Raw genomic sequence first — 20,110 nt, forward strand, 5'->3', positions numbered from 1 at the left:
TAGTTGTTACTGCGGTTTATCCATGCGTTTACATGCATATATCCTAAATGGAACTAATAACTGAGTGTCGTCTAACATAATTGCCATCCGCTCTCTCCATCCCCAGTTATGCTATTTTAGGTAATTGATAAGCTATCGTTAGAATACAAAAAGCCGCATCAATATGGCATTAAAAAGGTTGTTCTTGTCATCTTACAAGTACCCTTGTTTTTGCTGCCCATTTAACCATTCTTCACTACATTTGCAGCACCCGGTGTTCGCCTGGCTCTGCTCGATCAGATCATATATTTAGCGCCTGCGCCGAGAAGCATCCAGCCATTCCGGCGTCCAAGCAGCATCCTGGTCGTCCGTTTTTCTTCCAGGAGGAACGATCACATCTATGGCGTCAAGCAGATCGGGGCTAAGCGTCAAATCAGCTCCGGTTAAATATTGACTCAATTGTTCCGATGTGCGCGGCCCCACGATGATTGAAGTGACGGCTGGATGGCTCCTGGCAAACGCGACAGCCATATGCGCCAGCGTCATACCCGCCTGATCTGCAACTTGCTGCAGCTGATTAATGACCGCAAACTTTTGCGCATTTTCCGGCAATTCCGGATCGAGCATGCGGGCAACAGGCCCTTTTAAAAGCGCCGCGCGCGACCCACTGTCCGCTGCCCGACCGGACGCATACTTGCCCGTCAGCAGCCCGCCTGCCAGCGGGCTGTAAGTCAACAAAGCGAGATCGTGGTGCCGAGCGACTTCAGCAATATCCATCTCGATGCTTCGGTTAAGAATCGAGTACGGAGATTGCTCGCTAACAAACCGCTGCAAATAACGACGTTCGCTCACTGCCTGTGCATCTGCTAGCTGCCAAGCCTGGTGATTGGAAGTGCCGATATAATGGATCTTGCCTTCTTGGACCAGATCGCTCAGCACGCCCAGAATTTCTTCGAAAGCAACGTCCCCAAACGGGCGATGCAGCTGATATAGATCGATATAATCCGTTTGCAACCGCTGCAAGCTTTGTTCGACCGCTTGCCGAACCCAGCGGCGGGAAGCACCGCCTTGATTTCGCCCGCCATTCGGCTCAGCCCCAAATTTCGTTGCCAGGATTACCTCGTCCCGTCTACCCTTGATCGCTTCACCGATGATTCTCTCCGATTCTCCGTCCCCATAACGGTTGGAAGTATCGATCAGATTGATGCCGGCATCCAGCGCCTTCTGAATGATTCGGATCCCCTCTTCTTCACCGGCGAGTGATCCAAATACGCCCCCTCCCAGGGCATATTGACTCACCCTAACGCCCGTGCGCACGAAATCCCGATATTGCATGAATATCCATCTCCTTTTTAATGAACAGGTGTTGATAAGGTTCATGGAATTCATTATAATAAGGCCAATCATTCAGAACAATCAACAATCTAGGCGAATTGTTCAATAAAAAACACGAAAAGAACACTGTCCATGATGTTTAGCTATCGAAAGGAGTACGGATGATGGAGAGAAGTACGGATCTGCGAGCAGTCCGAAGCCGTAAGCTCATCGAGCAGGCGCTGACGGACATCTTGAGCAATCAAGGGATCAAGGAGTTAACCGTTAAAAATCTGGCGCAAAAAGCCGGCATTAACCGCGGCACCTTTTATTTGCATTACAAAGATATTTTCGACCTAGTCGAACAAACCGAGTGGATGCGTGGCTTGCTTGAAATATTCGAGCCCATTCGGCTGGGAGATCTGATGAAGCATTCGGATGAGAAATCTCCTTTCCCGGCTATCGCTGAAGCCTTTCGATATATGCATCGTCATGCTTCTATTTTTAGGGCTGTCTTTCATTCCTCGGCTCCCGTCGAATTCAGAGAGCGGCTGCAGTACCTGGTCGGAACCCGTTTGTACGAAAATCTGAAGCAGGATCAACCCGATTCTAGTTGGTCCGTTCAGCCCGCCGGTTATATCATCGCATATTTAGGTTCTGGTCAGTTCGGATTGATTCAGCATTGGTTCATGACCGGTCGAACACTCTCCCCGGACGAAATTGCCTTGATGCTGACTCGGTTTATCCGTAATTCCCCCTGTCTCTCCCATCATTTTTGGAGTTCTGACAGCAAAAAATCGCGGATCGAAATGACGTAAAAATTGTAACGATAGTGATTGGGGTAGTCATTTACCGTCTCAGTACCACCCCGACAAAGTGCGTCTCTCTTCCGCCACCACGTTCATTAATTACAGAAGTTCTGCTGCAAGCTTTGTAGCGCTGGCGGCGTTGTGATCAACTTACCATCCGCTTTATTGCCTTTGACGTAAGCTTTACCCTCACGGGCATAGAAAACAACGCCTTGGCCTTCAATAACTGGATAGCCGCTTTCATCATCCGTCAATGATGTCGGTACATACTTCCCATGCTGCTTGGCGTGCTCCTCATCGTGGAGATGCAAGATACCATCCGAGCTTAAAAATGCAAAACGTGGTTGTGTAGACATAATTCATGTTCCTCCTAAAATGGGTTTGATTTGTTCCTGAATAAAGTGTAAATCCTTTCTACTCCGTACCTACTACGGATTTTTCTTACCCTACATAACAAATAAAGACTGCAAAGGCTTTTAAGCCCTTACGGTCTAATTTACTTCTGGCATCCTCAGCCCAATTTCTCCTTCTTGGTTTCGTCCCCGACCATAGTCGATGGTGACAAAATCTAATGTACGGTTTGTTTTTAGGCTATTTGCTATGTTAACAATAGCCCTGCGCCGTTTATCTGCAAATGTAGTTGCTGAGATAGGTGGAATGTCCTTGCGATAACCTTTTTCCAGATATTGTTGAGCTTTGAGGTATTTCATACCATCCAAAAATAACAACTTTGCTATCAACCCCTCGTGCTTATCACGCATATTATTTATTGCAAACTTAATGTTATTCGTAAGGAATTGATAGAATTTATAATTTAGATGACGCTGGTCTTTCAATAGAACGGCATTAGCTGTCACATCTGCTGTCAATTCTTGTCCCGAAACTCGTTTAGCAACCGATCCCTCTGCCGAAAGCAAATCATATGCAGCCATACCGTTTTCCAACTGCTGGAGAGAATATTCGTAGTTTTTTATTACATCAATTAAGTCAGTATATTTGTTCAATAGCCACTTTGTTTTTCTAATATCATCCTGTTCGATGTCGTCAAAAAAATTCACTTGAATAATTTTTCGTGTATCGGCAGCATCTTCTATTCTTTCAACGAAGATTACTGTTTGATTGTCCATGACCGTTCAGTCCTCCCGTAACTTAATGTGTCCGGTTCTATATGTTTAATAATAATATGTTGGTCAACCTGCACTACACCTACAAATAACAACACCGCCAATAATATAGACCCAAAGGCGCGTGTCATTTGTCTACACCCCATATCTGTATATAACACTTCTCGCAAACCTTAATTTTGATGCCAGTTATTCGGTTTTTCATGATGAGTACGGGCTTTCCTACTTCGCACAACGAACAATGTGGTTTATCTGTCATTGTTGTTCCTCCCCATCCTCTTCGCCTTCATATTCGTCATCCAAAGATTCTACGTACCGTGTATGATCATCTTCCGATCCGCCTACATACTCGTCGTTAATGTAATAGCTGTACGATGTGTATGGATGGGCTTTGACGCAATCCGTGCAGTATACTTCATCATTAATTTCATAATGCGCCGTTTCTGGGGGCAGGTCTGTTTTACAGTTGTAGCAAACTCTTACCATATCTATATATCCTCCCTCAAAACGGGTATGGTTATTGGCGTCCAATGCGTATGATAATTCGGCCAGTCTGCGTCTAATGGAGTACCGCAATATGGTGGTTCCTCAATCGGGAATTTCCACCAAAGAACGTCTCCATGATCCTCATGCCACTCGTCAAGCGGTCTCGGGGTTTCTGCTAACCGATTATTCCACACCGCAACGGCTGCCTTTTCTCCGTTTTCGATTTGGGTTGTGCACCCGCAACTTCTGCATTTAATACTTGTCCCAGTGGCACTATGCCATCGGTTGATGTATGGTGTTCCTCCACAAAAAGGGCATGCTTTCATCAATATTTCCTCCCAGTTCATTTCGTCGTCTTACTTTTCTTATAAAGGTAGTTCCAACAATTGCTACATACGAACCTCTTATCGCCTGGAATTGGAGACTGTATCAATTCATATCTTTCACGACTACATTTATCGCGTTGACATTTTTGCTTAACCTCATCTGGATGGTTTTTCATCTATATCCTCCCTTAGTGGGTGTAGGTCCTACACCCTGTATTGGTTTAATCCTAGTCAATACGCTCGTAATCAGTGCATTCTGCTTCCATATACTCCGGCGAATCTGTGCTTTGGTCGAATCCATTTGGATTGGTAATCCCATGTGGTTTTAAAGCATAAATAAACTCATCTACTCCACCAAAATGCTGCTCAGCCTTGCTAAGTGCTCTATTAAGCTGTTCGTCTGTCATTTCATCTGGAATCTCAACTTCGATTTCACGTTCATATTTCAATGTCTCCATAACAGTAAGTAATACCTTTTTCATATCTATCATCCTTCCAACGCTCCGTCAGAGTGTAGGAGCGTATTGTATTGGTGGTTACTCCCCTAACTCGTTAGTAAGCCAGGTTATTTTGCGGTCCCTTTCTTCCAGCGCCTTACGTAGTCCAGCTGCCTCGACCACCATTTTATCTATGGTACGATTCCAGTCGTGTACATTATCCTTGTGTATCTCTATGGCAACATTGAGTTGTTCTATTGTCTGGTCCTTCTCTGCCATCTGCTGCTGGAGTGAGTCTACCAGTCCATACACGTCATAGATTGCTTCTACCAGTTTCGGATGATGTGGACCACCTTTGGTCAACAGCTTCAGTGTTTCGTTCAAAGTTGGTGTATTACTCACCTTTACCGCCTCCTTGGGGCTGTAGCAGCTCCGGGTTATCGTGTATGTTGCCGATTACCACAGCATTTTCGTTTTCAAAGTAGAGCAATGTCGTCCCAAACGGATGGTGACCTATCATTTCAGCGTAAAATCCACCTTTCTTGTAGGTCACCTTGTAATGTCGTTTGACTATTTCGCCAGACATAGGGTTTTTGTAGCTACCATCCAAAATATAGTCTTCGTAAATGTCCTCGCCTTCCCGATCAGGCAGACCAGCATATTGACCTACTGTTTCAGGGTCTACCGGATATGATTGCGCTCTATGATCTACAATGTCCACCCTGCCGTTGTGCTGCCAGATATCTCCGAATACCCATTCGCCGTTATCCAGTCGTTTACCACGGAATTTAATATCTCTCATATCTATTCACTCTCCTTCCAATTCTTCCACTTCACATCTACCATCTATTTTTTTGTTCAGCTTGGCGGCTGCGTTTTCGGCACGTTTTCGGCTGGTATATCTTTTTGCTTCGTCCTTGCTTGCGTAAATGGGGAATACGCCGCCCTGGTATATATATGTCTTCCCTGCGTAAAACTCAGAACTGAGCTGATATCCAGAGTGGATGACTATAACAAATGACATGCTTATCGCTCCTTATATAGGGGTATAGGGTAAGAAAACTACTTTCGGTACGCTCTAATGGGTTATATAGAGGCACGTAGACCCCTGGGTAGGGTAAGAGGCTGTTATGCCTCATCCCTCAAATCTATTATTTTGCCCCAGTGACTAACACGTTGAAGATCCTTGACGTTGTTGTCACCGAAAGCGATCAAGACTGACGGCGCGCCCGCATTTGCTGCAGCTCGTTCTCCAGTAACATGATGGAAATACAGTCGCCCTCGGAAGAACAACAACGCATCTGCTTTACCCCAAACGTGTTCAAAGAACATTTCCGTTTCGGTCCGGGCGAATATCAAAGCGATGCCGTTCCCGTGTTCACCAAGCTTATGCAGCCATTCAGCGGCTTCTCGCCCATAAGGAGGATTCAACCACACCCTGCCTTCCCACGGTTGCTGCAAACCATCTTCCAGCGTCGTATAGTGCTTGGATGCTGTCGCCCACGGCCTGCTGATCGGTGAACAAGGGTCGAGATCAAAAGGCCCGAGCTCCTGAACAATTTCTGGTGGTGTGAGCCATTCATCCTTCAACATGCGCGCCGACTGGTGCCCTCCCATTCCGCTCGTCCGTATACTCACGTTATCTCTCCCTTGATATATAGGTAGTAGGGGGTGTATCCCCTTTAAAATAGGGTTAATTGACGATTGTCAAAATTCATTAGCAATAGTTCCTGGGCCGTGTTGTTATTGCCATTGACCACCTGACGTGCAGCCTGAAATGTTTCCCGGCTCCAATCCGGGTACAGCTCGAGTAACAGCGGATCGTCATAGTAAGAGATTATTGCCTTGCCTTTGATATTATTGAGTATCGTGGCCATGTCTCGGTGATCCTGCTCGTTGAATCCTCCGGCATAATACTTTTCTCTGCCAATGTACGGCGGATCAATGTAAAACAGTGTGTCTGGACCGTCATAAACCCGGATAATGTCCCTAAAGTCCCGATTGTCGATCATTACGCTGCTCATACGCTTCGAAAATGCCGGGATAATGTCTGTAGCTGATCGGTACGTCCGGGCCGTATTATGCTCCCTGCTGTGCCGCCATCCGGTATCCGTGGAAAATGCAGAATCAGAATTACCTTTGGCTATGCCGCTACGGTTTACATAGAAGAACCGGACAGCCCGTTCAAAATCATCGTCTGGCGCCTTACTACGTTTCCACTGCTCGTACAGTTGACGGCTATATGGCAAAGCATCACAAGCTTGCTGTAATCTCTCCGGCTCATTGATGGCCACCAGCAGAAAATTCACTACCTCGCCGTCGATATCGTTGTAAACTTCCGAATATACTGGGGGCTTTTGCGCAATCACATGAGCTGCCCCACCGAACGGCTCCACGTAGCACGTATGCGGTGGCATCTTACTAATAATGTGCTGCGCGACCCTGCTCTTGCCCCCGAACCAAATCAATGGGCTGCGTACTCCTTGCATTGTGTCTCTCCCCCTTATGGAGGGCTGTTCCCTCCTTCTTATCCCCTATGGGGCCGTGCTGCTGTTTAATCCTCAAACCGTTCTCCATAACCATATGAAGGAACTGGTTTGCTAAAATTGTTTAAGGCATCAGATATCATGGTGGTAAATACGCTCATCTGTTTAGCGTCCATTGCCTCTAACAATCGAATCTCTTTTACTTTCAAGGAGCGCCCCGCCGCTGAAGCTATTAACTCCACGATCGGCTTTATAGACTCCAAACGTTCCTTCTTCTCAGCTTCTATGCGCTCCATAGCCGCCTGCTTGCGGTTGAACTCTTCCCAATCTTGCTCGTCAAACCAAAATCTAGGACCATGAATCAGAGAGTATGTTGATATCCATCCTTGAAGCTCTTCCTCGTTTGTCTGGATACGATCATGACAGGCATCGCAGACACGCATGGCATTGGTCTTAACACCACGTCCGCTCCGACCTCTCGGCATTACGTGGTGAGTTTGTGTTGCATTTCGTCCGCAGTTGCACTGGCATAACCCATCCGTTTCCTCAATCAGTTCCTTAACAACCTCTGGCGGAAACTCGGCTCGATCAGCCCGGGATGGACGTGACTGGTGGTGAGCAAAGATGTCTTTCTTCCAATCTGGAATCGGTTTTTTGCTTTTCTTTCGCTGTCCAAGGCTGCTAAACGACTTTTTCTCTTTAACTTTTTTCTCCGGTTTCCAGAATGTTTGATGAGACATTCTCCCTCGCCACCTTTCCAACAAGATTGATTCGTAATCCCTTTGCTTATGCTTATATTTTGAGCCTAAACCACTACGGCTCCACTACGGATTTTAGAGGTTCAAGCAGTCCTGCATCCTCTAAAACAGAATAATGTTTAACCTTTCTTCCGTTGTTACACGCATTTTATTTATTGTATGTGATGTGTAGAAGGCTACAGCCTGCTGGACCTCAATCGGCTCGTCTTCGATCTTGTTTAAGTCGAGCTTTTTCACAAGCCCCCCTCCCTTATGCGGCGATTATATTTCTCTTGAAAATCACCCTTTATTTTAGGCGGTAAGGTATCAATTACCTCATCCCATACGTTTAATAATTCACTGTTAAGTGAAGCAATCTTTTGTATATCCACGTAACGTTCCACCAATGCTGTAGTGAACTCATCCATTTCTTGTTCTGTCATACACCATGCCTCCATTACGTTTTTTTGGTTCCAGTACAATGTTGCTCGTTCGGATACAATGTAGAGCGTAGGAAAAGTTTCCTGAGTTGATCATTTGGCTTGTATCAATCTCACCTGAGAATATCGCAATGCTGTGGACTTGATACGTTATTCTATATCGTATATCGAATTGTAGTTCTTGACCTAATAATATACGATATCGAATATAGAGTCAATGCATGTTGCTAATAAATATTCGGTATCGTATAATTCGACTGAGAGGTGAATTGCATTGCTTAAAGTGAAACCGAATTTGACGCCTTTGTTAAAAAAGAAAGGTATCATTCAAATGGAATTGTCTGAAATGACTGGAATTCCACAAGGTTCAATTAGTAGATTTGATAAAAATAGTCGCCATGAAGCCTGGCATTTATTTGCTATCGCTAAAGCGCTAGATGTTACCATTGAAGATTTGTTTATTACTGAGGAGCAAGAGGATTAATTAAGAACCCTCTATGCTCCTTTTGTTTTAGCCTAGATCGGATTAAGAAGTCTTTCGAGCCGCATAACCTCTTTCTGGAGATACTGAATCAAATCAGTTGCCTCCTCCAGCGCCATGAGCTTCCAGTCATAGGCCATATCTGATACCTGGTCTATAGTTGTTCCGTATTTCTTAAGACCTTTCTCATTTTGCTTGTCCAGCAATTCTATGATCCGCTGTGTTACTTCCGGACGTTTAATTTCATTTTGAGAGCGCTTCATTTAATTTCCTCCTCCGTTCTCGGTAGAATAAGCGTACCACCGTAATACTCCATCTCTGCCTGATTAGGATCACTCACCGGACCCCAATGGTTATTGGTTTGCATGATATGAACAATATCAGTGGCATATGGTTCGTCTGTGTTAACTACCAGATACGTATTAAGTGGAGGCTTTCCATCCAGAAGCCGCAGCTCCTGAACCTTCCACAAAATACGAGATAGATCACTTTTCTCACGTTCATCAAGGTATTTATTGATATCCTCATTTTTTAATACGGTGAATTTTACTTGCATTCCGGCTAGTCCTGACATTTTTCCTCTCTCCTTCTGCTTGTTTTAAAAGTTTATTGATAGCTCGTTTCCGATCCGCTTTTTCTTTCTTGAACTGCTTGATCGGAATGAATTCTCCTCGTTTTTTAGTGAGTATATCTATAGGTAAAGTCGGATATTTTGCTTGGAATAATTTCAATTTGACACGGAATGTCGATGTCTCTACACCCTTGATATCTATTACTCGCTGAGTATCGTCCAGATTAGTGACCAGAAAATCAGCAATGTAGGTCACTTTTGGCTTCTCCTGTAGTATAAATACAGGGTGGCACTTGAAGTCTTTGATTTCTCCATACTTGCGCTGACGAAGGAGTTCTTGGCAATACTCTCCCTCTGCTTTGCTATCAAAGAGAGTACCTATCACATCTAGTTCATACCTTTTTACAATCCATTCCTCAAATAACGTTCCGTCCTCCGTGACAATGACCTTTTTGGCATTATATTTACTCATCTTATCCAGCCACCCTATAAGGAAGAACAATGTAGAAACTGGACTCGTCACTCCGAAGAGTGAGAGGCTTTAAAGAACCAGTGTACCCGAGTATAATTACATCGTTTTCTAAGACCTTCAATGCATCCAGCACATATTTTGCATTCAACGTCAGGTTGAAATTTTCTCCGTTGAAACTGATTGGTGTTATGCTTTCTGTTGCCTTACCCGTTTCCTTTCCCTTACCTCGAATGTTAATTTCTTTTTCTGTAACTGAGAATGTAACAGCGTTGTTTTTTTCTTCTTTCGCCAATGTAAAAATAAGCTCCAATGATTCAATCAGTTCTTTCCGATTCACTTGTATTTCGGTAACTGCTTTAATATCCATAGCATGGGTTGTATCAGGGTAAATCCCTTCTAGAACACGAGAATAAAATATAAATCTTTCTGTTCGTGCGAACGCATATATTACTTCTCCGCCAGAAGACTTGGAAAAACCGAATTCTACTTCATCGTTGTCATTTACGATCTTCTGTAATTCAATTATTCCTCTAGCTTCAATAACAGCCGTGCCGATATTTCCTATATCAAATTCTCTTTCGGCATGGGCCAGTCGGTGTCGGTTCGTTGCCACCATTTGAATTTTCCCGGTCTGAAGGATAACGTTTACCCCTGTAATGATAGGCAATGATTTTCCGTCTATATCAGCCGCGAAAACTGTCTTTTTGATCAGATTTTTTAAGTCTTTTCCCTTAATCTCAACAAACTCATTTTCATTTATCTCTGGAGGAGCAGGATATTCTTCTGGAGGCATTCCAGTAATCTCAATCTCCTTATTCCGTGACTTTATGGTGACTTGATCCCCATTTTTAACTTGCAGTTCTATTTTCCCATTGATCTTCTGGAGAATATCCAATAGAACTTTGGGCAGCGCCGCGGAACCAGTCTCTTTGATGTCTATGTTTTCCTCGACAAATGATTGGATAGTTGCTCGGTCATCGGTACCAGTAACGGTTACCCTGTCCTCCGTTGCTTCGATCAAAAAGCAACTCAATATTGGGATTATTACTTTTGTTGAAATCGCCTTACTGGCATCTTCCAATGCCTCAGCTAATAGAGCGCTGTCCACTACTATATTCATAAGCTCTGACCTCCTCTTTTACGACTTCCTTCTTAGCATTTGGGTTGCATTCTGGACATGGCCCCAATGCCATCATGGAGCCGAGAAACTGATACGCTACCTTATTGCCCCCACATGTTCTGCACATATGTTTACCCCCTACGTCTATTCCGTCCGCCTACTGGCAGTATTTTTACAAATGGTTCTATTCGCTCAATGATCCGGGCCGCTTTTTTGTCATTCTGTTTCTGTTCGCTCGGCTTGCTGTCTTTGACATTCGCCAAGTGCTGTTTTAACTCACTCATGGTTAAATTAGATGTGTAGATCGTCGTTAAGCGTTCCATACGCCGCTGAAGTATCGGTCCCAGCACTTCATCCCTTGTCCATGTTGTAAGCGACTCAGCTCCAATATCATCTAAAATTAAGACCGTAGCAGTCCTCAATGCATCCAATTTGCTTTCTACGGTTTCTGTTTTGGAGGCAATGGCATCCTTAACTTCCAGCAGGAAATCAGGCACATAAACCATTAGCACACTAACGTCACGCTTTGCCAGTTCTTGTGCGATGGCTCCCACGATTCTGCTTTTACCTACGCCCATTTGACCGTAAAAGTATAGTCCTGTTGTTGTTTCTCCGGGAATAAATTCATCACAGAAGCTTATTGCCGCTGCAATTGCAGATATCCGCTGCGGGTCAGGTTCAATGTCTTCGAAGGTGGCATTCAGGATGTGAGCCGGGATGTAATGGCTCTTGATCCTCTGACCTATTCCTTGTTCTCTTTCGTGAGCGACCAACAATGGGCATTTCCGAAGTCGGAAGACCAGTTCATCATCTTTGGTCGGGTTAGGCTCCGCAACGCTTGCATGCCCCTTCTGTTCGTTCTGGCAAGCAAGCAACCCTGGACACTCGCTGCATTTATCGCAATAGGATATATGCTGTGACAGATCTCTATATCGTTTTGGTTCGGTCAGATCCTCGGTTCGATCAGGAAATTCACTTTTTAATCGCTTAACCTCAGGATGGTTCGCTAGGCGTTCCAGCACCGCAGCCTGCCTTTTAGCAAAACCAGCGGGTATTAATGCCTTTAGTTCTTTGCCGAAGCTCTCCATGTGGCATCAACCTCCCTGTTTAGCCCTTAGTTTTGCAAGCATGCTTTGAATGTCCGACTCGGTGTATTCGCTTGGTGGCACATCTATTTGTGACTCAGGCTTACAAGGCAAAGCACTTTCGGTACTCTCCCCCTTACCAATATCTTCTCGTAAGGCGTGTAAGGAGAAAATAATAGTCGCACAGTAACTCAAACTCCGTATCCCATCGCGCTTATGCTTAGGTTTAAATTTGTCAAAGGACTGATCAATTCCGTCCAAAGCGGTTTGAAGCGGTACACCAGCGGCTAGCAATTCATCAATGCTCGTTTCGTCAGCTGCTGTAATGTATAATCCCTTCCCCCTGCGCTGTAGGTACTTGTCGGCAACGGCATTGTGATAATCGATATCAGAAGATGATATTTCATCCTGTCCAGAGTCGGCATCTGTTTCAGGAGTGACAGGAACGGCATCCTGTCGGGTGAACGGTATCCCCTCATCTTCGAATTTGATTTCAGTCTCGGGCGTTAAACAACAACTACTTTCTTTTTCTTTAGTCTTACTTCTTACTTCTAAGGGCGTGACATCACCGGGACTGTCCGGGACATTTCCGGGACTAGGTTCAGCAAGCTGTAACTGTTTTCGTTTAGCCCTTTGTTCAGCTTTTCGTTTTCGCTCGTACTCTCGCACCTTTTCAAGAGATTCTGTATTCTGGTGCTTTTCCCAATTCGGAAGGAAGAAAGCTCCTTGTTCAGATATTTCCAACATTCCAAATCTCTCAAAAATAGATAGAGCCATTTTTATGACAGGAAACGGCCTCTTAATCACTGAAATCAACATATCCTCTGTGTAAGGAATGGATTCTGTCAGCATAATATAACCGCCCATATTTGATCGGCCTGTCATAGTCATTAATTTGAGCCATATAACAATGATCGTGTCAGCTTCGGGCATATCTTCGATGATTTTAATTTTTTCGTCGTCAAACATGCCAGTACTGAGCTTGATCCATTTTATTTCTGCCATGTTTCAACCTCTTCTCAGCTTTTGAATCATAAACCTACCTGTTTGCGCTGGCGTTGTTTCCGAACTCCGCTAGCAGAACCTTGAGGCTGTATTTTAAAGAGTTTATTACCTGGTCATTACTTTCCACAGCATTATTCCAGCGGACTTTATCAGCTTCTGCATCTGCTTCTTGAATGCGAAGTTCAATTACCGCCAATTCCGCACGCTGCTCCCTTAGGTTCTTTGCTGCAATATACGCTTCAGCATAAACGCGCTTCCTCTCAGCATATTTCTTCTTATAATCCCTTACGGCCTCAGCTGCCTTGCGTCCCAGGAGAATCTGGACTTCGGTCAGCAATTCAATCTTACGTGCCAGTGTAGCAGGGTAATCATGGCTGCATTGATCCGCAAGACTATAAAGCTCTCCGAGCGTATATTGTTTTTGTAGAGACAATGCAGCCACTCCTTTTTTATACATGCGCTCCTATATGGAGTAATCGTTCTCTAACCTCAGGCCAAAGGTATGCTTGTCCACCTTCGCCATTTCCATCCTGGCAGAACCATTTTGAAATAGTTGGCTTACCGCCTGTGACGTAATCCCGTAAACCTTTAACCCAGGACGATTCTGTACTCGACATAGCCAGTGAACGAGTGTAGAGAGACATAATTCGAGGTGGATCATACTTTTTCTCACCCAGTCTGTGGCCCAAGAAGTATGGGTTCCCTTCGGTTTCCATCAGACCAAGCCGACCATTATCTTTTTTAAAGAACTGAAATTTACGAGAGGTCCAGTTGATTTCATATAAGTAATCCAGCACGCTATTCGCTAGCTTAATTCTTCCGTCTTTCCCAGCTTTTTTAGCTGCTGTATTCCACTCCTTTAAATTAGCCTCACTAGGAATGAATCTGGATTTTGGGTTGTGACGACCCGATCTCTTCGTCAGTTTTCTAAGACTGTTTTCGGGTTTTGTAGCAAGGTCAAACAATTCGAAACTTGCCAGATTGGTATAGTAGTCTTTATTAACTATGACCCACCACATATTATTGATATTGTGGTAGACAGTTCCGCGCATCAACGTTCCTTTTCTGCCTCTGAAATACTTCACCTCGCCGTTATTAATCCGTATCCCATCTTTATCGAGAGCGTTATAATCAGGAAGATTTTCTGAACTCCAGTGTCTGCTTGGCGAATTAAGCTCATGGAATACCTTATCGTATGACGTTTTTAGTACTGGTTCAGAGTCACAAGTAAATCCTTCCTCCAGTAAAAAATGTTCCATATATCTGACTTCAACTAGAAACCGCTTTTGGAGTAGATAAGGCATCTTTTCAAATTTGTTAAAGTCATATCTACCGCCGTTTGGGTTCTCTACATTAATTTCTTGATAGAATTCAAGTTTTGCACCACAATTATATTTTTCACCAACAAACAGAAGTTCTCCCTTGTTGCCAGCAAAACGATCCTTCGAAAGGATAGGATAGTCACGGTCTATTCGTGGATCTGATCCAACGACAAAACCTCTATTTCTCATCATGTCTAACATCCGTAAAAAGGTAGGATGAGATATTTCTTTATCTCCTCTTACGGCTATGCTAGTATTCCAAATGCTAAAATCCTTGTCTCCTCTCACAAGACAGGCCTCCTGTTTTCATTTTCAAAATCTTGTGTTATACTTCCGTTGAATTGTTTCTTAAATGATCGTGTTGGTAGCACGATTGTTTGTCAGGGCTTCTCTGTCTTTTCTTTTGCGGTATAACTTACGGCAATAGTAATTACAGAAAAGTCCTTCTTCGTTTGGAGCAGGGTGTTTCTGACCATCGAATACCTCTTTCTCACAATGATTGCAGCAACCTATTCCTTTACCGGATATCTTGTATCCTGATGCCTTAGGAGCCTCTAGCCCTTCATATTCTTCATTTTTAAATTCCTCAAGTTCACTTAATTCAGTAGTAAGCAAATCTATTTGAGCATGAATTTCGTCAGTCGGCAATCCGAATTTAACAGCGTCAATGCTGTCCTCATATAACTCACGTAATTGCGCTCTAAGCACCCTAGATTGTTTATGCTCGTCCAAGTCCAACTCTCTCAGCTCCATATCTCCGCTTCAAGTTCGGATATTTTAGCTTTCAAACGTCTTTCTTGTTCCTTAAAATGTTTCATCTTCTGAATACAAACGTGATTAGGCCACGGACTATCTGTAATAGCATATTGAGTTTTATAAATGGCCTGAAGCTTTTGTTCAGTAAGTTCTTTTTCCTTTTGAAGAGAAAGCTTTTCCTTATCCTGCTCTGTTAGCTCTAGCATCTCAATATCTACTGAATGTTGACAATTCAACCAGCGATGCATAAGTAATACAGCGGCTATAAGTGAGTCTGCTGGTTGATCTAATGTAAACTTGATGCCTTCATCATCCAAGATTGGAATTGAATAAGTGGTTGAAGTTTGGTAACTCATTTTGCCTTCGCCTCACGCTGGATATTACGAACGATAATGGCGTGCTGCAAAGAATTTTTAGACCACAACTCAGCCAATTCTTTAAGCGTCATAGCCAACACCCCTTTAAATGTAGTCTTCTGGACGAAACTCTTTAACGAAGTAAATGGAATCATCAAAATCTATGCGCCGGATGTGACTGTACTTTGCAACTGAGAACAAAACTTTCAACTTACTCCAAATCATGCGGCGATATTTCCCGACCGTTTCGTTAAATTTTCCATCTGTCTCCTTGTAACGATCTTTTGTGAGAGTGATGGACCTGATTCTTACTGCGTTCTGTAACTGATAGCATTCGGCATCTGTGAGCGTAACACTGTCACGAACCTCCTGGACCATCATCTGGACTTCCTCAACTTTTCCAGTAACATCCTCCTGCATCTTCTTCATTCCGTCCCACAGGCCGCGAATGGCAACTCCTTGAGACTCTGTAAGTTGGAGTTGCTTTTCCACCAGCATCATATAATCCGGTTGTTCATTATTGTTTATCAATGTCATATACTTCTACCACCTTTCTGCCGTTTACGGCTGGTCTAACTTGGTCTATAAAACGTTGCAACATATCAAGGCTTTCCCCCAAGCGCTTTTTCTCCCCCATGTTTGCAGCCCCAATTGCACCTAGCATGAATGAAGTGATTCCGACCGTTTCAAGAAATCTTTTTACATGGGTATTCAGTTGTAAGGCGTTGATATTAGACTCAGAGCGAAGCTTCCTCATTTTCAATTCCGCTTGCTGCTCGTCAAAATCATCTGTCTTCTGCAATTTCATCGCTTCCAACTCTTCTTTTTTCTGTTGGTAGCCTAATTTCAATTGTTCGATTTTCAAACGTTCTTTTTCCAAATCTTCAGTGATTTTGTTTTTCCAGTATTCATCACGTTGTTTAAGCTGCACCTCAGCTTCTTTTTCCTTCTGCCGGATAAATACAGTGGTTTCTTCCTCATGACGCTCTACAGCAGCAGATACTGCATCTTCAAGTTGATCAGCAGGAATGGCATCTTTGTACTGTCTTTGTAACTCAAGCTTGTCCCGCTCTGCCTGTTCTGCTCTTTCCTCTGCCTCACGCACAGCAGCTTCGAGCCTAGCTTTGGTTTCTACAAATGCCTTGTGAGTGCTAATCAAGCCTTCATCAAGCTGCTGAATGATTTCAGGAGTAGCATTTTCCGCAATAAACTTCGCTTTGTCGTACTGCCTGCCAGAGCCAAAGCCTGCCTGATCCGCTACAATATCCCGAACTTGTCCGGTAGGTTGGTCAGGAAAATTTTCCGTACCTCCAGCCATGCGCTCTTTGGCCTTCAAGCGTTCGACCTCTTCAAGTCGCCGCGCCCATTCTACTCGCTCGGAAAAAGTGAACTCCTTACGATGTTCATTCTCGGAAATCTCAAGCTGAAGTTGATGCTCAAAATCCTTGATTTCCATAACTCTTACCGTCACTTCTGAGCGTCCAAGGAACTGATGCGCTCTCAAACGCCGCTCTCCGGCAATAAGCTGATAATCCGGTGTTACTACTATAGGATTAATGAGTCCGTTTTGTTCTATATCCTGGGCCAGTTCTTCGATGCCGCCAAAGTCCTTGCGGATACGATCACTGACTTTGATTTTGTTAATGTCAATTTGCAAGTTAAATCTCCTTTCTAAAGGGTTTTCTTTCTCCATACCGAATTTCAAAGTAATGATAAATTACAATGAGAGGACATGTGATCATGAAGTTAAACAAAGACTGCATAAGAGATTTACTTTTAGCCGTAGAATCTGAACCATTTGGTAACGAAGTAACTAAACATACATTCAATAGCAATCCTTTTACTGAGCCATATTCGTTTGAAGAAATAATTTATACAACTCAAAGATTAATTGAAGCAAATTACATTAACGCCCAAGTTCAGTATGCTGGCGATGAGGTGCATAATTTTTATATCTCAAGCCTGACTTGGGAAGGACACCAATTCTTAGATAACATCCGAGACAATGGTGTTTGGAAAAAATCTAAGGACATTGCTAGCAGGTTCTCCAGCGTTTCAATCTCCATGCTTTCTAGCATTGCTTCAAATGTTATTGCTCAAATTATTAAGAAGCAGATAGGCTATTGATAGTTATCATTCAAAAAATGCTGAAACTTGTTCAAGAACGCCTCATATTTAGCTGGGCTAAAATCATTGCTAGTAAACTCCAATTCAATAGTCAATTTACTTTCGACCATTTTTGATGGAATATCCGACTTGGTTGGTTGGTTGATAGAATATCCCGATACGGTAACATGAATCGCTGCGTTCTCTCTTTTTATAGGGTGATGGTAAAAGGGCATTCAGTTTACCTCCTTTAGTTTCCACTTTGGTTATGCAGTTCTTTTATCTAACGTCGTTCAACTCCCTTCTTGCATATTTAACTCAAAAGAAAAATTGGTTTCTTACCCATTTAGTTGAGCGTATTCTTTGACGTATTCTTTCGCTTGTTCGAGAATGCGATCTGCTTTCAAATACGATACTTTATGCTTGTTGAGTAAACGAAGAATGTCATATGCAAGATCGTCACCTTCTGGAAACTCTTGTGTTGTCATGACCGTAATACGCTTACCCTTGATTACATCTATATTGGGTGTAGTCATACTGTTTCTCCTTTCTTATTGCTGACATTTCTATGTTTCGGACGATTCAAGTGATGGAAGTACTTGTCCAAGAAAGCCTTCATTTCCTGTGCCCTAATCATCCAACGTCCTCCCTCACAACCATTCGTTATTTGAGACATTTCTTGTTTGTAATTTGGATTAAGAAGTATATTTTCAAGCAACCAGTCTCTTTTCCGGCATGTTTCAAACTCAAGGCGTTTCATGTCCCACCAAGACCCGCTTTCAAATCCTTCAAGTGCTTTTTTAATTTCTTTTTCTACAAGTTGGTAAATGAACTCAGGATCGACAACTACCTTGAAAGCTTGGGACTCCATTTTCCTCCTCCTCGACTATTTCAGATTCATGATCAATGTCCGTTGAAAAAAGATATTCAATTTCACATTCAGGAAAAAACCTACTTTTTATCATTTGTGCCTCGTCATAATAAAATCTGAAACGCCCATGCACTTTATCACTTATCGTTCCTCTCCTCATTTTTAAATCACGGGAAATATCCGAAATTGTTACTCCTCTTTTTTTCATTTCTGAACGGAGATTTCTATATAGCATCGCCTACCCTCCTTTTTCGTGAACGATATTTCGTTCGCCTTGCTTTGAACTATAAACGATATTTCGTTCATGGTCAAGTATTTAAAATATTATCCGCACTAAATTTCGTTCAAAGTTTATTTACAACGTTACATTCTTAATGTAATATGTAGTCATGTACGAAATATCGTACAAAAAATACATGGAGGTTAGGGTTACTGTGAAGAGAGCTGAAGTGATATCACGTTTGATTGAGGAAAAAGGGTACAGTAGACGAGCTTTCGCAGAATTAGTAGGCATCCCATCAACCACACTCCAGTCAATGTTAACTCGTGGAGTTGGTGGGGCTGCAATTGATAATGTATTGAAGGTTACTAAAGGACTTGGAATTACAATAGATGAACTTGAGAAACTTGCATCAGGTGAGGGTGAAAATTTGTCCTTGGAGGCAGCTGAAATAGCTGAGTTTGAGGCATTTATTAAGAATCCAGAGCACGGTATATTTTTTAAGGATTACTTAGAAGCGCCAGAGTCACGAAAGCGGGAATTAATGCAGTTTTGGAAATTCATTCAAGAGAAAGAAAAAGACCGCAAACTGGGTGATCGCCAAGAAGAATAGCAATTTCATTCATATAACAAACAATTACCTTGTGGCCTAAGTCGTAAGACTGGCTTCTTTTACTCATACATACGAACGTACATTCCTATTACCTGGAGGAACGACATGATTTCCCATTATCAACCTACATACTTAGAACACTATATTGAAAATATGTATTTAAAAAATGGTATTACTGAACCTCAACATGTAACTACCGAAAGAATTGCAGTTGCTTTGAATATCTGGATTTACTCGTCTGCCCAAAGAAGCAAGGCTTATGAATCAGCGGCCGGTTTACGTAGTGTGCTTTTAGATAATCGGTTGCCCTTAAGGGAACAACGTATTGAGTTGCTTCATGAAGTGGGTCATTTACTAAGGCACGCAGGTAATCAAGCAATTATGCCTAAGGCATTTATAGAACTCCAAGAGGCAGATGCAGATCAATTCGTTCTCTATGCTTCAATGCCTTTTTTTATGCTGTCTAGGCTTAAGCTGCCGAGGTTATTTAACGATGCCCTTTTATATCTATCTGATACATTTGAAGTCCCTATTTATCTAGCTAGAAAAAGATTAAACCAAATAATGCGGAGAAATTATGAAGGACAAATACGGACAAGCATTGAACAGCAATGCAATTCCGCGAAAGGGGTGATGCCTAAGAAATTACCACAGGTTTGTGAACCAACAATTTACGCGTATTACGATCCGTCTTTTACTTATGAGGGTCCATCTCAGCTGATATTTCATGTAGATGAAATTACGCTTTCTCAAAAAAGAGAAATTCCGATTCCTTTGGATGGCCCTTTTAAGCAAATCGAAACTGAGGATCTACTACAGTTTGAAGGGGTGAAAATTCTTCAGCATGACATTGTTTATTTCGAACCTGGAAATATAAAACTCATGCTAGGCCGAATAAGTCGCAGATACGGTGTAGGTGCAAAAACTTTACTACTGCAAATGAAAGACTTAGAAGAAGTTATAAATCGGGGTAGAATTTATTGATTCTTGGAGG

36 protein-coding genes are annotated in these 20,110 nt (G+C 43.0%); 5 read left to right on the forward strand and 31 right to left on the reverse strand.

All coding sequences use genetic code 11. The features are described 5' to 3' along the window. Positions 1-288: 288 nt before the first annotated feature. Complete coding sequence (locus NLX78_RS04195) at positions 289-1,359, reverse strand: aldo/keto reductase (protein WP_254349691.1); 1,071 nt, start codon at positions 1,357-1,359, stop codon at positions 289-291. Between the two features lie 116 nt (positions 1,360-1,475). On the opposite strand from NLX78_RS04195, the gene NLX78_RS04200 reads away from it, so the two are divergent. Beyond that, the gene (locus tag NLX78_RS04200; protein WP_254349692.1) at positions 1,476-2,111 is read left to right on the forward strand and encodes a TetR/AcrR family transcriptional regulator; all 636 of its coding nucleotides are present in this window, start codon (positions 1,476-1,478) and stop codon (positions 2,109-2,111) included. An 86-nt stretch (positions 2,112-2,197) separates the two neighbouring features. On the opposite strand, the gene NLX78_RS04205 is transcribed toward NLX78_RS04200, so the two are convergent. The 13 genes from NLX78_RS04205 to NLX78_RS04260 all read right to left on the reverse strand — a co-directional run bounded on the left by NLX78_RS04205 (position 2,198) and on the right by NLX78_RS04260 (position 8,141). Further along, on the reverse strand, positions 2,198-2,458 hold the full coding sequence (locus tag NLX78_RS04205) for a hypothetical protein (RefSeq protein WP_254349693.1): 261 nt from the start codon (positions 2,456-2,458) through the stop codon (positions 2,198-2,200). Between the two features lie 135 nt (positions 2,459-2,593). After that, positions 2,594-3,229, reverse strand: coding sequence for a hypothetical protein (locus tag NLX78_RS04210; RefSeq protein WP_254349694.1), 636 nt, complete (start codon positions 3,227-3,229; stop codon positions 2,594-2,596). Positions 3,230-3,481: 252 nt separating this feature from the next. Continuing rightward, positions 3,482-3,712, reverse strand: a complete 231-nt coding sequence (locus NLX78_RS04215) for a hypothetical protein (RefSeq protein WP_254349695.1) — start codon at positions 3,710-3,712, stop codon at positions 3,482-3,484. Between the two features lie 2 nt (positions 3,713-3,714). Further along, on the reverse strand, positions 3,715-4,059 hold the full coding sequence (locus tag NLX78_RS26660) for a Lar family restriction alleviation protein (RefSeq protein WP_367987665.1): 345 nt from the start codon (positions 4,057-4,059) through the stop codon (positions 3,715-3,717). A gap of 206 nt (positions 4,060-4,265) precedes the next feature. After that, complete coding sequence (locus tag NLX78_RS04225; RefSeq protein WP_254349697.1) at positions 4,266-4,496, reverse strand: hypothetical protein; 231 nt, start codon at positions 4,494-4,496, stop codon at positions 4,266-4,268. Positions 4,497-4,574: 78 nt separating this feature from the next. After that, complete coding sequence (locus NLX78_RS04230) at positions 4,575-4,877, reverse strand: hypothetical protein (RefSeq protein ID WP_254349698.1); 303 nt, start codon at positions 4,875-4,877, stop codon at positions 4,575-4,577. Beyond that, positions 4,870-5,277 (reverse strand): YopX family protein, encoded by a 408-nt coding sequence (locus NLX78_RS04235; RefSeq protein ID WP_254349699.1) that lies wholly within the window; start codon positions 5,275-5,277, stop codon positions 4,870-4,872. The genes NLX78_RS04230 and NLX78_RS04235 overlap by 8 nt, the downstream gene beginning before the upstream one ends. Before the next feature lie 6 nt (positions 5,278-5,283). Continuing rightward, positions 5,284-5,499 (reverse strand): hypothetical protein, encoded by a 216-nt coding sequence (locus NLX78_RS04240; protein ID WP_254349700.1) that lies wholly within the window; start codon positions 5,497-5,499, stop codon positions 5,284-5,286. Between the two features lie 104 nt (positions 5,500-5,603). After that, on the reverse strand, positions 5,604-6,113 hold the full coding sequence (locus NLX78_RS04245; RefSeq protein WP_254349701.1) for a phage N-6-adenine-methyltransferase: 510 nt from the start codon (positions 6,111-6,113) through the stop codon (positions 5,604-5,606). Between the two features lie 44 nt (positions 6,114-6,157). Next, positions 6,158-6,964 (reverse strand): DNA adenine methylase, encoded by an 807-nt coding sequence (locus NLX78_RS04250; RefSeq protein ID WP_254349702.1) that lies wholly within the window; start codon positions 6,962-6,964, stop codon positions 6,158-6,160. Positions 6,965-7,029: 65 nt separating this feature from the next. Further along, positions 7,030-7,701, reverse strand: coding sequence for an HNH endonuclease (locus NLX78_RS04255; protein WP_254349703.1), 672 nt, complete (start codon positions 7,699-7,701; stop codon positions 7,030-7,032). A 120-nt stretch (positions 7,702-7,821) separates the two neighbouring features. After that, positions 7,822-7,956, reverse strand: a complete 135-nt coding sequence (locus NLX78_RS26445) for a hypothetical protein (RefSeq protein WP_302057262.1) — start codon at positions 7,954-7,956, stop codon at positions 7,822-7,824. Further along, entirely contained in the window at positions 7,953-8,141 is a 189-nt protein-coding gene (locus NLX78_RS04260) for a hypothetical protein (protein ID WP_254349704.1), read from the reverse strand. Before NLX78_RS04260 ends, NLX78_RS26445 begins: the two co-directional genes overlap by 4 nt. Positions 8,142-8,412: 271 nt before the next feature. Here NLX78_RS04260 and NLX78_RS04265 point away from each other — a divergent pair, with 271 nt between their 5' ends. Continuing rightward, on the forward strand, positions 8,413-8,622 hold the full coding sequence (locus NLX78_RS04265) for a helix-turn-helix domain-containing protein (RefSeq protein WP_061829347.1): 210 nt from the start codon (positions 8,413-8,415) through the stop codon (positions 8,620-8,622). Positions 8,623-8,654: 32 nt separating this feature from the next. Here the strand turns inward: NLX78_RS04265 and NLX78_RS04270 are convergent, their stop codons facing one another. The 13 genes from NLX78_RS04270 to NLX78_RS04330 all read right to left on the reverse strand — a co-directional run bounded on the left by NLX78_RS04270 (position 8,655) and on the right by NLX78_RS04330 (position 16,963). Continuing rightward, positions 8,655-8,882, reverse strand: a complete 228-nt coding sequence (locus NLX78_RS04270; protein ID WP_254349705.1) for a hypothetical protein — start codon at positions 8,880-8,882, stop codon at positions 8,655-8,657. After that, positions 8,879-9,175: a hypothetical protein gene (locus NLX78_RS04275; RefSeq protein ID WP_254349706.1), complete on the reverse strand. Its 297-nt coding sequence runs from the start codon at positions 9,173-9,175 to the stop codon at positions 8,879-8,881. Before NLX78_RS04275 ends, NLX78_RS04270 begins: the two co-directional genes overlap by 4 nt. Further along, positions 9,144-9,662 (reverse strand): DUF1064 domain-containing protein, encoded by a 519-nt coding sequence (locus NLX78_RS04280; protein ID WP_016822077.1) that lies wholly within the window; start codon positions 9,660-9,662, stop codon positions 9,144-9,146. Before NLX78_RS04280 ends, NLX78_RS04275 begins: the two co-directional genes overlap by 32 nt. Position 9,663: 1 nt before the next feature. Continuing rightward, a complete protein-coding gene (dnaN, locus tag NLX78_RS04285; RefSeq protein ID WP_254349707.1) occupies positions 9,664-10,782 on the reverse strand; it encodes a DNA polymerase III subunit beta in 1,119 nt (372 codons plus the stop codon). Continuing rightward, on the reverse strand, positions 10,748-10,909 hold the full coding sequence (locus NLX78_RS04290; RefSeq protein ID WP_254349708.1) for a hypothetical protein: 162 nt from the start codon (positions 10,907-10,909) through the stop codon (positions 10,748-10,750). Before NLX78_RS04290 ends, dnaN begins: the two co-directional genes overlap by 35 nt. Positions 10,910-10,913: 4 nt before the next feature. After that, entirely contained in the window at positions 10,914-11,870 is a 957-nt protein-coding gene (dnaI, locus tag NLX78_RS04295) for a primosomal protein DnaI (RefSeq protein WP_254349709.1), read from the reverse strand. Between the two features lie 6 nt (positions 11,871-11,876). After that, positions 11,877-12,872, reverse strand: a complete 996-nt coding sequence (locus NLX78_RS04300; RefSeq protein WP_254349710.1) for a phage replisome organizer N-terminal domain-containing protein — start codon at positions 12,870-12,872, stop codon at positions 11,877-11,879. A 34-nt stretch (positions 12,873-12,906) separates the two neighbouring features. After that, positions 12,907-13,329 carry a hypothetical protein gene (locus tag NLX78_RS04305; RefSeq protein ID WP_254349711.1) on the reverse strand — a complete coding sequence of 141 codons (423 nt, stop codon included), beginning with the start codon at positions 13,327-13,329 and terminating at the stop codon, positions 12,907-12,909. Next, positions 13,322-14,482 (reverse strand): hypothetical protein, encoded by a 1,161-nt coding sequence (locus tag NLX78_RS04310; protein WP_254349712.1) that lies wholly within the window; start codon positions 14,480-14,482, stop codon positions 13,322-13,324. The genes NLX78_RS04305 and NLX78_RS04310 overlap by 8 nt, the downstream gene beginning before the upstream one ends. A gap of 60 nt (positions 14,483-14,542) precedes the next feature. Further along, on the reverse strand, positions 14,543-14,926 hold the full coding sequence (locus NLX78_RS04315) for a hypothetical protein (RefSeq protein WP_254349713.1): 384 nt from the start codon (positions 14,924-14,926) through the stop codon (positions 14,543-14,545). A gap of 11 nt (positions 14,927-14,937) precedes the next feature. Further along, the gene (locus NLX78_RS04320) at positions 14,938-15,306 is read right to left on the reverse strand and encodes a hypothetical protein (protein ID WP_254349714.1); all 369 of its coding nucleotides are present in this window, start codon (positions 15,304-15,306) and stop codon (positions 14,938-14,940) included. A 105-nt stretch (positions 15,307-15,411) separates the two neighbouring features. Further along, positions 15,412-15,843 (reverse strand): ORF6C domain-containing protein, encoded by a 432-nt coding sequence (locus tag NLX78_RS04325; RefSeq protein WP_254349715.1) that lies wholly within the window; start codon positions 15,841-15,843, stop codon positions 15,412-15,414. Further along, positions 15,824-16,963, reverse strand: coding sequence for a ParB N-terminal domain-containing protein (locus NLX78_RS04330; protein WP_254349716.1), 1,140 nt, complete (start codon positions 16,961-16,963; stop codon positions 15,824-15,826). Before NLX78_RS04330 ends, NLX78_RS04325 begins: the two co-directional genes overlap by 20 nt. 83 nt (positions 16,964-17,046) lie before the next feature. Between NLX78_RS04330 and NLX78_RS04335 the strand changes: the two genes are divergently transcribed. Continuing rightward, positions 17,047-17,433, forward strand: coding sequence for a DUF2513 domain-containing protein (locus NLX78_RS04335; protein ID WP_250268648.1), 387 nt, complete (start codon positions 17,047-17,049; stop codon positions 17,431-17,433). Here NLX78_RS04335 and NLX78_RS04340 read toward each other — a convergent pair. The 4 genes from NLX78_RS04340 to NLX78_RS04355 form a co-directional block, all read right to left on the reverse strand. Next, positions 17,427-17,648: a hypothetical protein gene (locus NLX78_RS04340; RefSeq protein ID WP_250268649.1), complete on the reverse strand. Its 222-nt coding sequence runs from the start codon at positions 17,646-17,648 to the stop codon at positions 17,427-17,429. The two genes, NLX78_RS04335 and NLX78_RS04340, sit on opposite strands and share 7 nt — an antisense overlap. Positions 17,649-17,750: 102 nt before the next feature. Further along, complete coding sequence (locus NLX78_RS04345; RefSeq protein ID WP_250268650.1) at positions 17,751-17,948, reverse strand: hypothetical protein; 198 nt, start codon at positions 17,946-17,948, stop codon at positions 17,751-17,753. Beyond that, complete coding sequence (locus tag NLX78_RS04350; protein WP_250268651.1) at positions 17,945-18,283, reverse strand: DUF771 domain-containing protein; 339 nt, start codon at positions 18,281-18,283, stop codon at positions 17,945-17,947. Before NLX78_RS04350 ends, NLX78_RS04345 begins: the two co-directional genes overlap by 4 nt. Beyond that, on the reverse strand, positions 18,246-18,491 hold the full coding sequence (locus tag NLX78_RS04355; RefSeq protein WP_254349717.1) for an XRE family transcriptional regulator: 246 nt from the start codon (positions 18,489-18,491) through the stop codon (positions 18,246-18,248). Before NLX78_RS04355 ends, NLX78_RS04350 begins: the two co-directional genes overlap by 38 nt. Before the next feature lie 226 nt (positions 18,492-18,717). Here NLX78_RS04355 and NLX78_RS26855 point away from each other — a divergent pair, with 226 nt between their 5' ends. Then, positions 18,718-19,116, forward strand: a complete 399-nt coding sequence (locus tag NLX78_RS26855) for a helix-turn-helix domain-containing protein (RefSeq protein ID WP_250268653.1) — start codon at positions 18,718-18,720, stop codon at positions 19,114-19,116. 105 nt (positions 19,117-19,221) lie between these two features. Next, a complete protein-coding gene (locus tag NLX78_RS04365; RefSeq protein WP_250268654.1) occupies positions 19,222-20,100 on the forward strand; it encodes an ImmA/IrrE family metallo-endopeptidase in 879 nt (292 codons plus the stop codon). The last annotated feature ends 10 nt before the right edge of the window (positions 20,101-20,110 follow it).

Source organism: Paenibacillus sp. Lou8.1 (genome assembly GCF_024213565.1).
GTDB lineage: Bacteria > Bacillota > Bacilli > Paenibacillales > Paenibacillaceae > Paenibacillus > Paenibacillus polymyxa_B.

What these genes read in the sequence shown, in the direction of transcription:
- NLX78_RS04195 (WP_254349691.1), bottom strand. Translation starts at nt 1,359, where the DNA reads ATGAACCTTATCAACACCTGTTCATTAAAAAGGAGATGGATATTCATG.
- NLX78_RS04200 (WP_254349692.1), top strand. Translation starts at nt 1,476, where the DNA reads ATGATGGAGAGAAGTACGGATCTGCGAGCAGTCCGAAGCCGTAAGCTC.
- NLX78_RS04205 (WP_254349693.1), bottom strand. Translation starts at nt 2,458, where the DNA reads ATGTCTACACAACCACGTTTTGCATTTTTAAGCTCGGATGGTATCTTG.
- NLX78_RS04210 (WP_254349694.1), bottom strand. Translation starts at nt 3,229, where the DNA reads ATGGACAATCAAACAGTAATCTTCGTTGAAAGAATAGAAGATGCTGCC.
- NLX78_RS04215 (WP_254349695.1), bottom strand. Translation starts at nt 3,712, where the DNA reads ATGGTAAGAGTTTGCTACAACTGTAAAACAGACCTGCCCCCAGAAACG.
- NLX78_RS26660 (WP_367987665.1), bottom strand. Translation starts at nt 4,059, where the DNA reads ATGAACTGGGAGGAAATATTGATGAAAGCATGCCCTTTTTGTGGAGGA.
- NLX78_RS04225 (WP_254349697.1), bottom strand. Translation starts at nt 4,496, where the DNA reads ATGGAGACATTGAAATATGAACGTGAAATCGAAGTTGAGATTCCAGAT.
- NLX78_RS04235 (WP_254349699.1), bottom strand. Translation starts at nt 5,277, where the DNA reads ATGAGAGATATTAAATTCCGTGGTAAACGACTGGATAACGGCGAATGG.
- NLX78_RS04240 (WP_254349700.1), bottom strand. Translation starts at nt 5,499, where the DNA reads ATGTCATTTGTTATAGTCATCCACTCTGGATATCAGCTCAGTTCTGAG.
- NLX78_RS04250 (WP_254349702.1), bottom strand. Translation starts at nt 6,964, where the DNA reads ATGCAAGGAGTACGCAGCCCATTGATTTGGTTCGGGGGCAAGAGCAGG.
- NLX78_RS04255 (WP_254349703.1), bottom strand. Translation starts at nt 7,701, where the DNA reads ATGTCTCATCAAACATTCTGGAAACCGGAGAAAAAAGTTAAAGAGAAA.
- NLX78_RS04260 (WP_254349704.1), bottom strand. Translation starts at nt 8,141, where the DNA reads ATGACAGAACAAGAAATGGATGAGTTCACTACAGCATTGGTGGAACGT.
- NLX78_RS04270 (WP_254349705.1), bottom strand. Translation starts at nt 8,882, where the DNA reads ATGAAGCGCTCTCAAAATGAAATTAAACGTCCGGAAGTAACACAGCGG.
- NLX78_RS04275 (WP_254349706.1), bottom strand. Translation starts at nt 9,175, where the DNA reads ATGCAAGTAAAATTCACCGTATTAAAAAATGAGGATATCAATAAATAC.
- NLX78_RS04280 (WP_016822077.1), bottom strand. Translation starts at nt 9,662, where the DNA reads ATGAGTAAATATAATGCCAAAAAGGTCATTGTCACGGAGGACGGAACG.
- dnaN (WP_254349707.1), bottom strand. Translation starts at nt 10,782, where the DNA reads ATGAATATAGTAGTGGACAGCGCTCTATTAGCTGAGGCATTGGAAGAT.
- NLX78_RS04290 (WP_254349708.1), bottom strand. Translation starts at nt 10,909, where the DNA reads ATGTGCAGAACATGTGGGGGCAATAAGGTAGCGTATCAGTTTCTCGGC.
- dnaI (WP_254349709.1), bottom strand. Translation starts at nt 11,870, where the DNA reads ATGGAGAGCTTCGGCAAAGAACTAAAGGCATTAATACCCGCTGGTTTT.
- NLX78_RS04300 (WP_254349710.1), bottom strand. Translation starts at nt 12,872, where the DNA reads ATGGCAGAAATAAAATGGATCAAGCTCAGTACTGGCATGTTTGACGAC.
- NLX78_RS04305 (WP_254349711.1), bottom strand. Translation starts at nt 13,329, where the DNA reads ATGTATAAAAAAGGAGTGGCTGCATTGTCTCTACAAAAACAATATACG.
- NLX78_RS04320 (WP_254349714.1), bottom strand. Translation starts at nt 15,306, where the DNA reads ATGAGTTACCAAACTTCAACCACTTATTCAATTCCAATCTTGGATGAT.
- NLX78_RS04325 (WP_254349715.1), bottom strand. Translation starts at nt 15,843, where the DNA reads ATGACATTGATAAACAATAATGAACAACCGGATTATATGATGCTGGTG.
- NLX78_RS04335 (WP_250268648.1), top strand. Translation starts at nt 17,047, where the DNA reads ATGAAGTTAAACAAAGACTGCATAAGAGATTTACTTTTAGCCGTAGAA.
- NLX78_RS04340 (WP_250268649.1), bottom strand. Translation starts at nt 17,648, where the DNA reads ATGCCCTTTTACCATCACCCTATAAAAAGAGAGAACGCAGCGATTCAT.
- NLX78_RS04345 (WP_250268650.1), bottom strand. Translation starts at nt 17,948, where the DNA reads ATGACTACACCCAATATAGATGTAATCAAGGGTAAGCGTATTACGGTC.
- NLX78_RS04350 (WP_250268651.1), bottom strand. Translation starts at nt 18,283, where the DNA reads ATGGAGTCCCAAGCTTTCAAGGTAGTTGTCGATCCTGAGTTCATTTAC.
- NLX78_RS04355 (WP_254349717.1), bottom strand. Translation starts at nt 18,491, where the DNA reads ATGAAAAAAAGAGGAGTAACAATTTCGGATATTTCCCGTGATTTAAAA.
- NLX78_RS04365 (WP_250268654.1), top strand. Translation starts at nt 19,222, where the DNA reads ATGATTTCCCATTATCAACCTACATACTTAGAACACTATATTGAAAAT.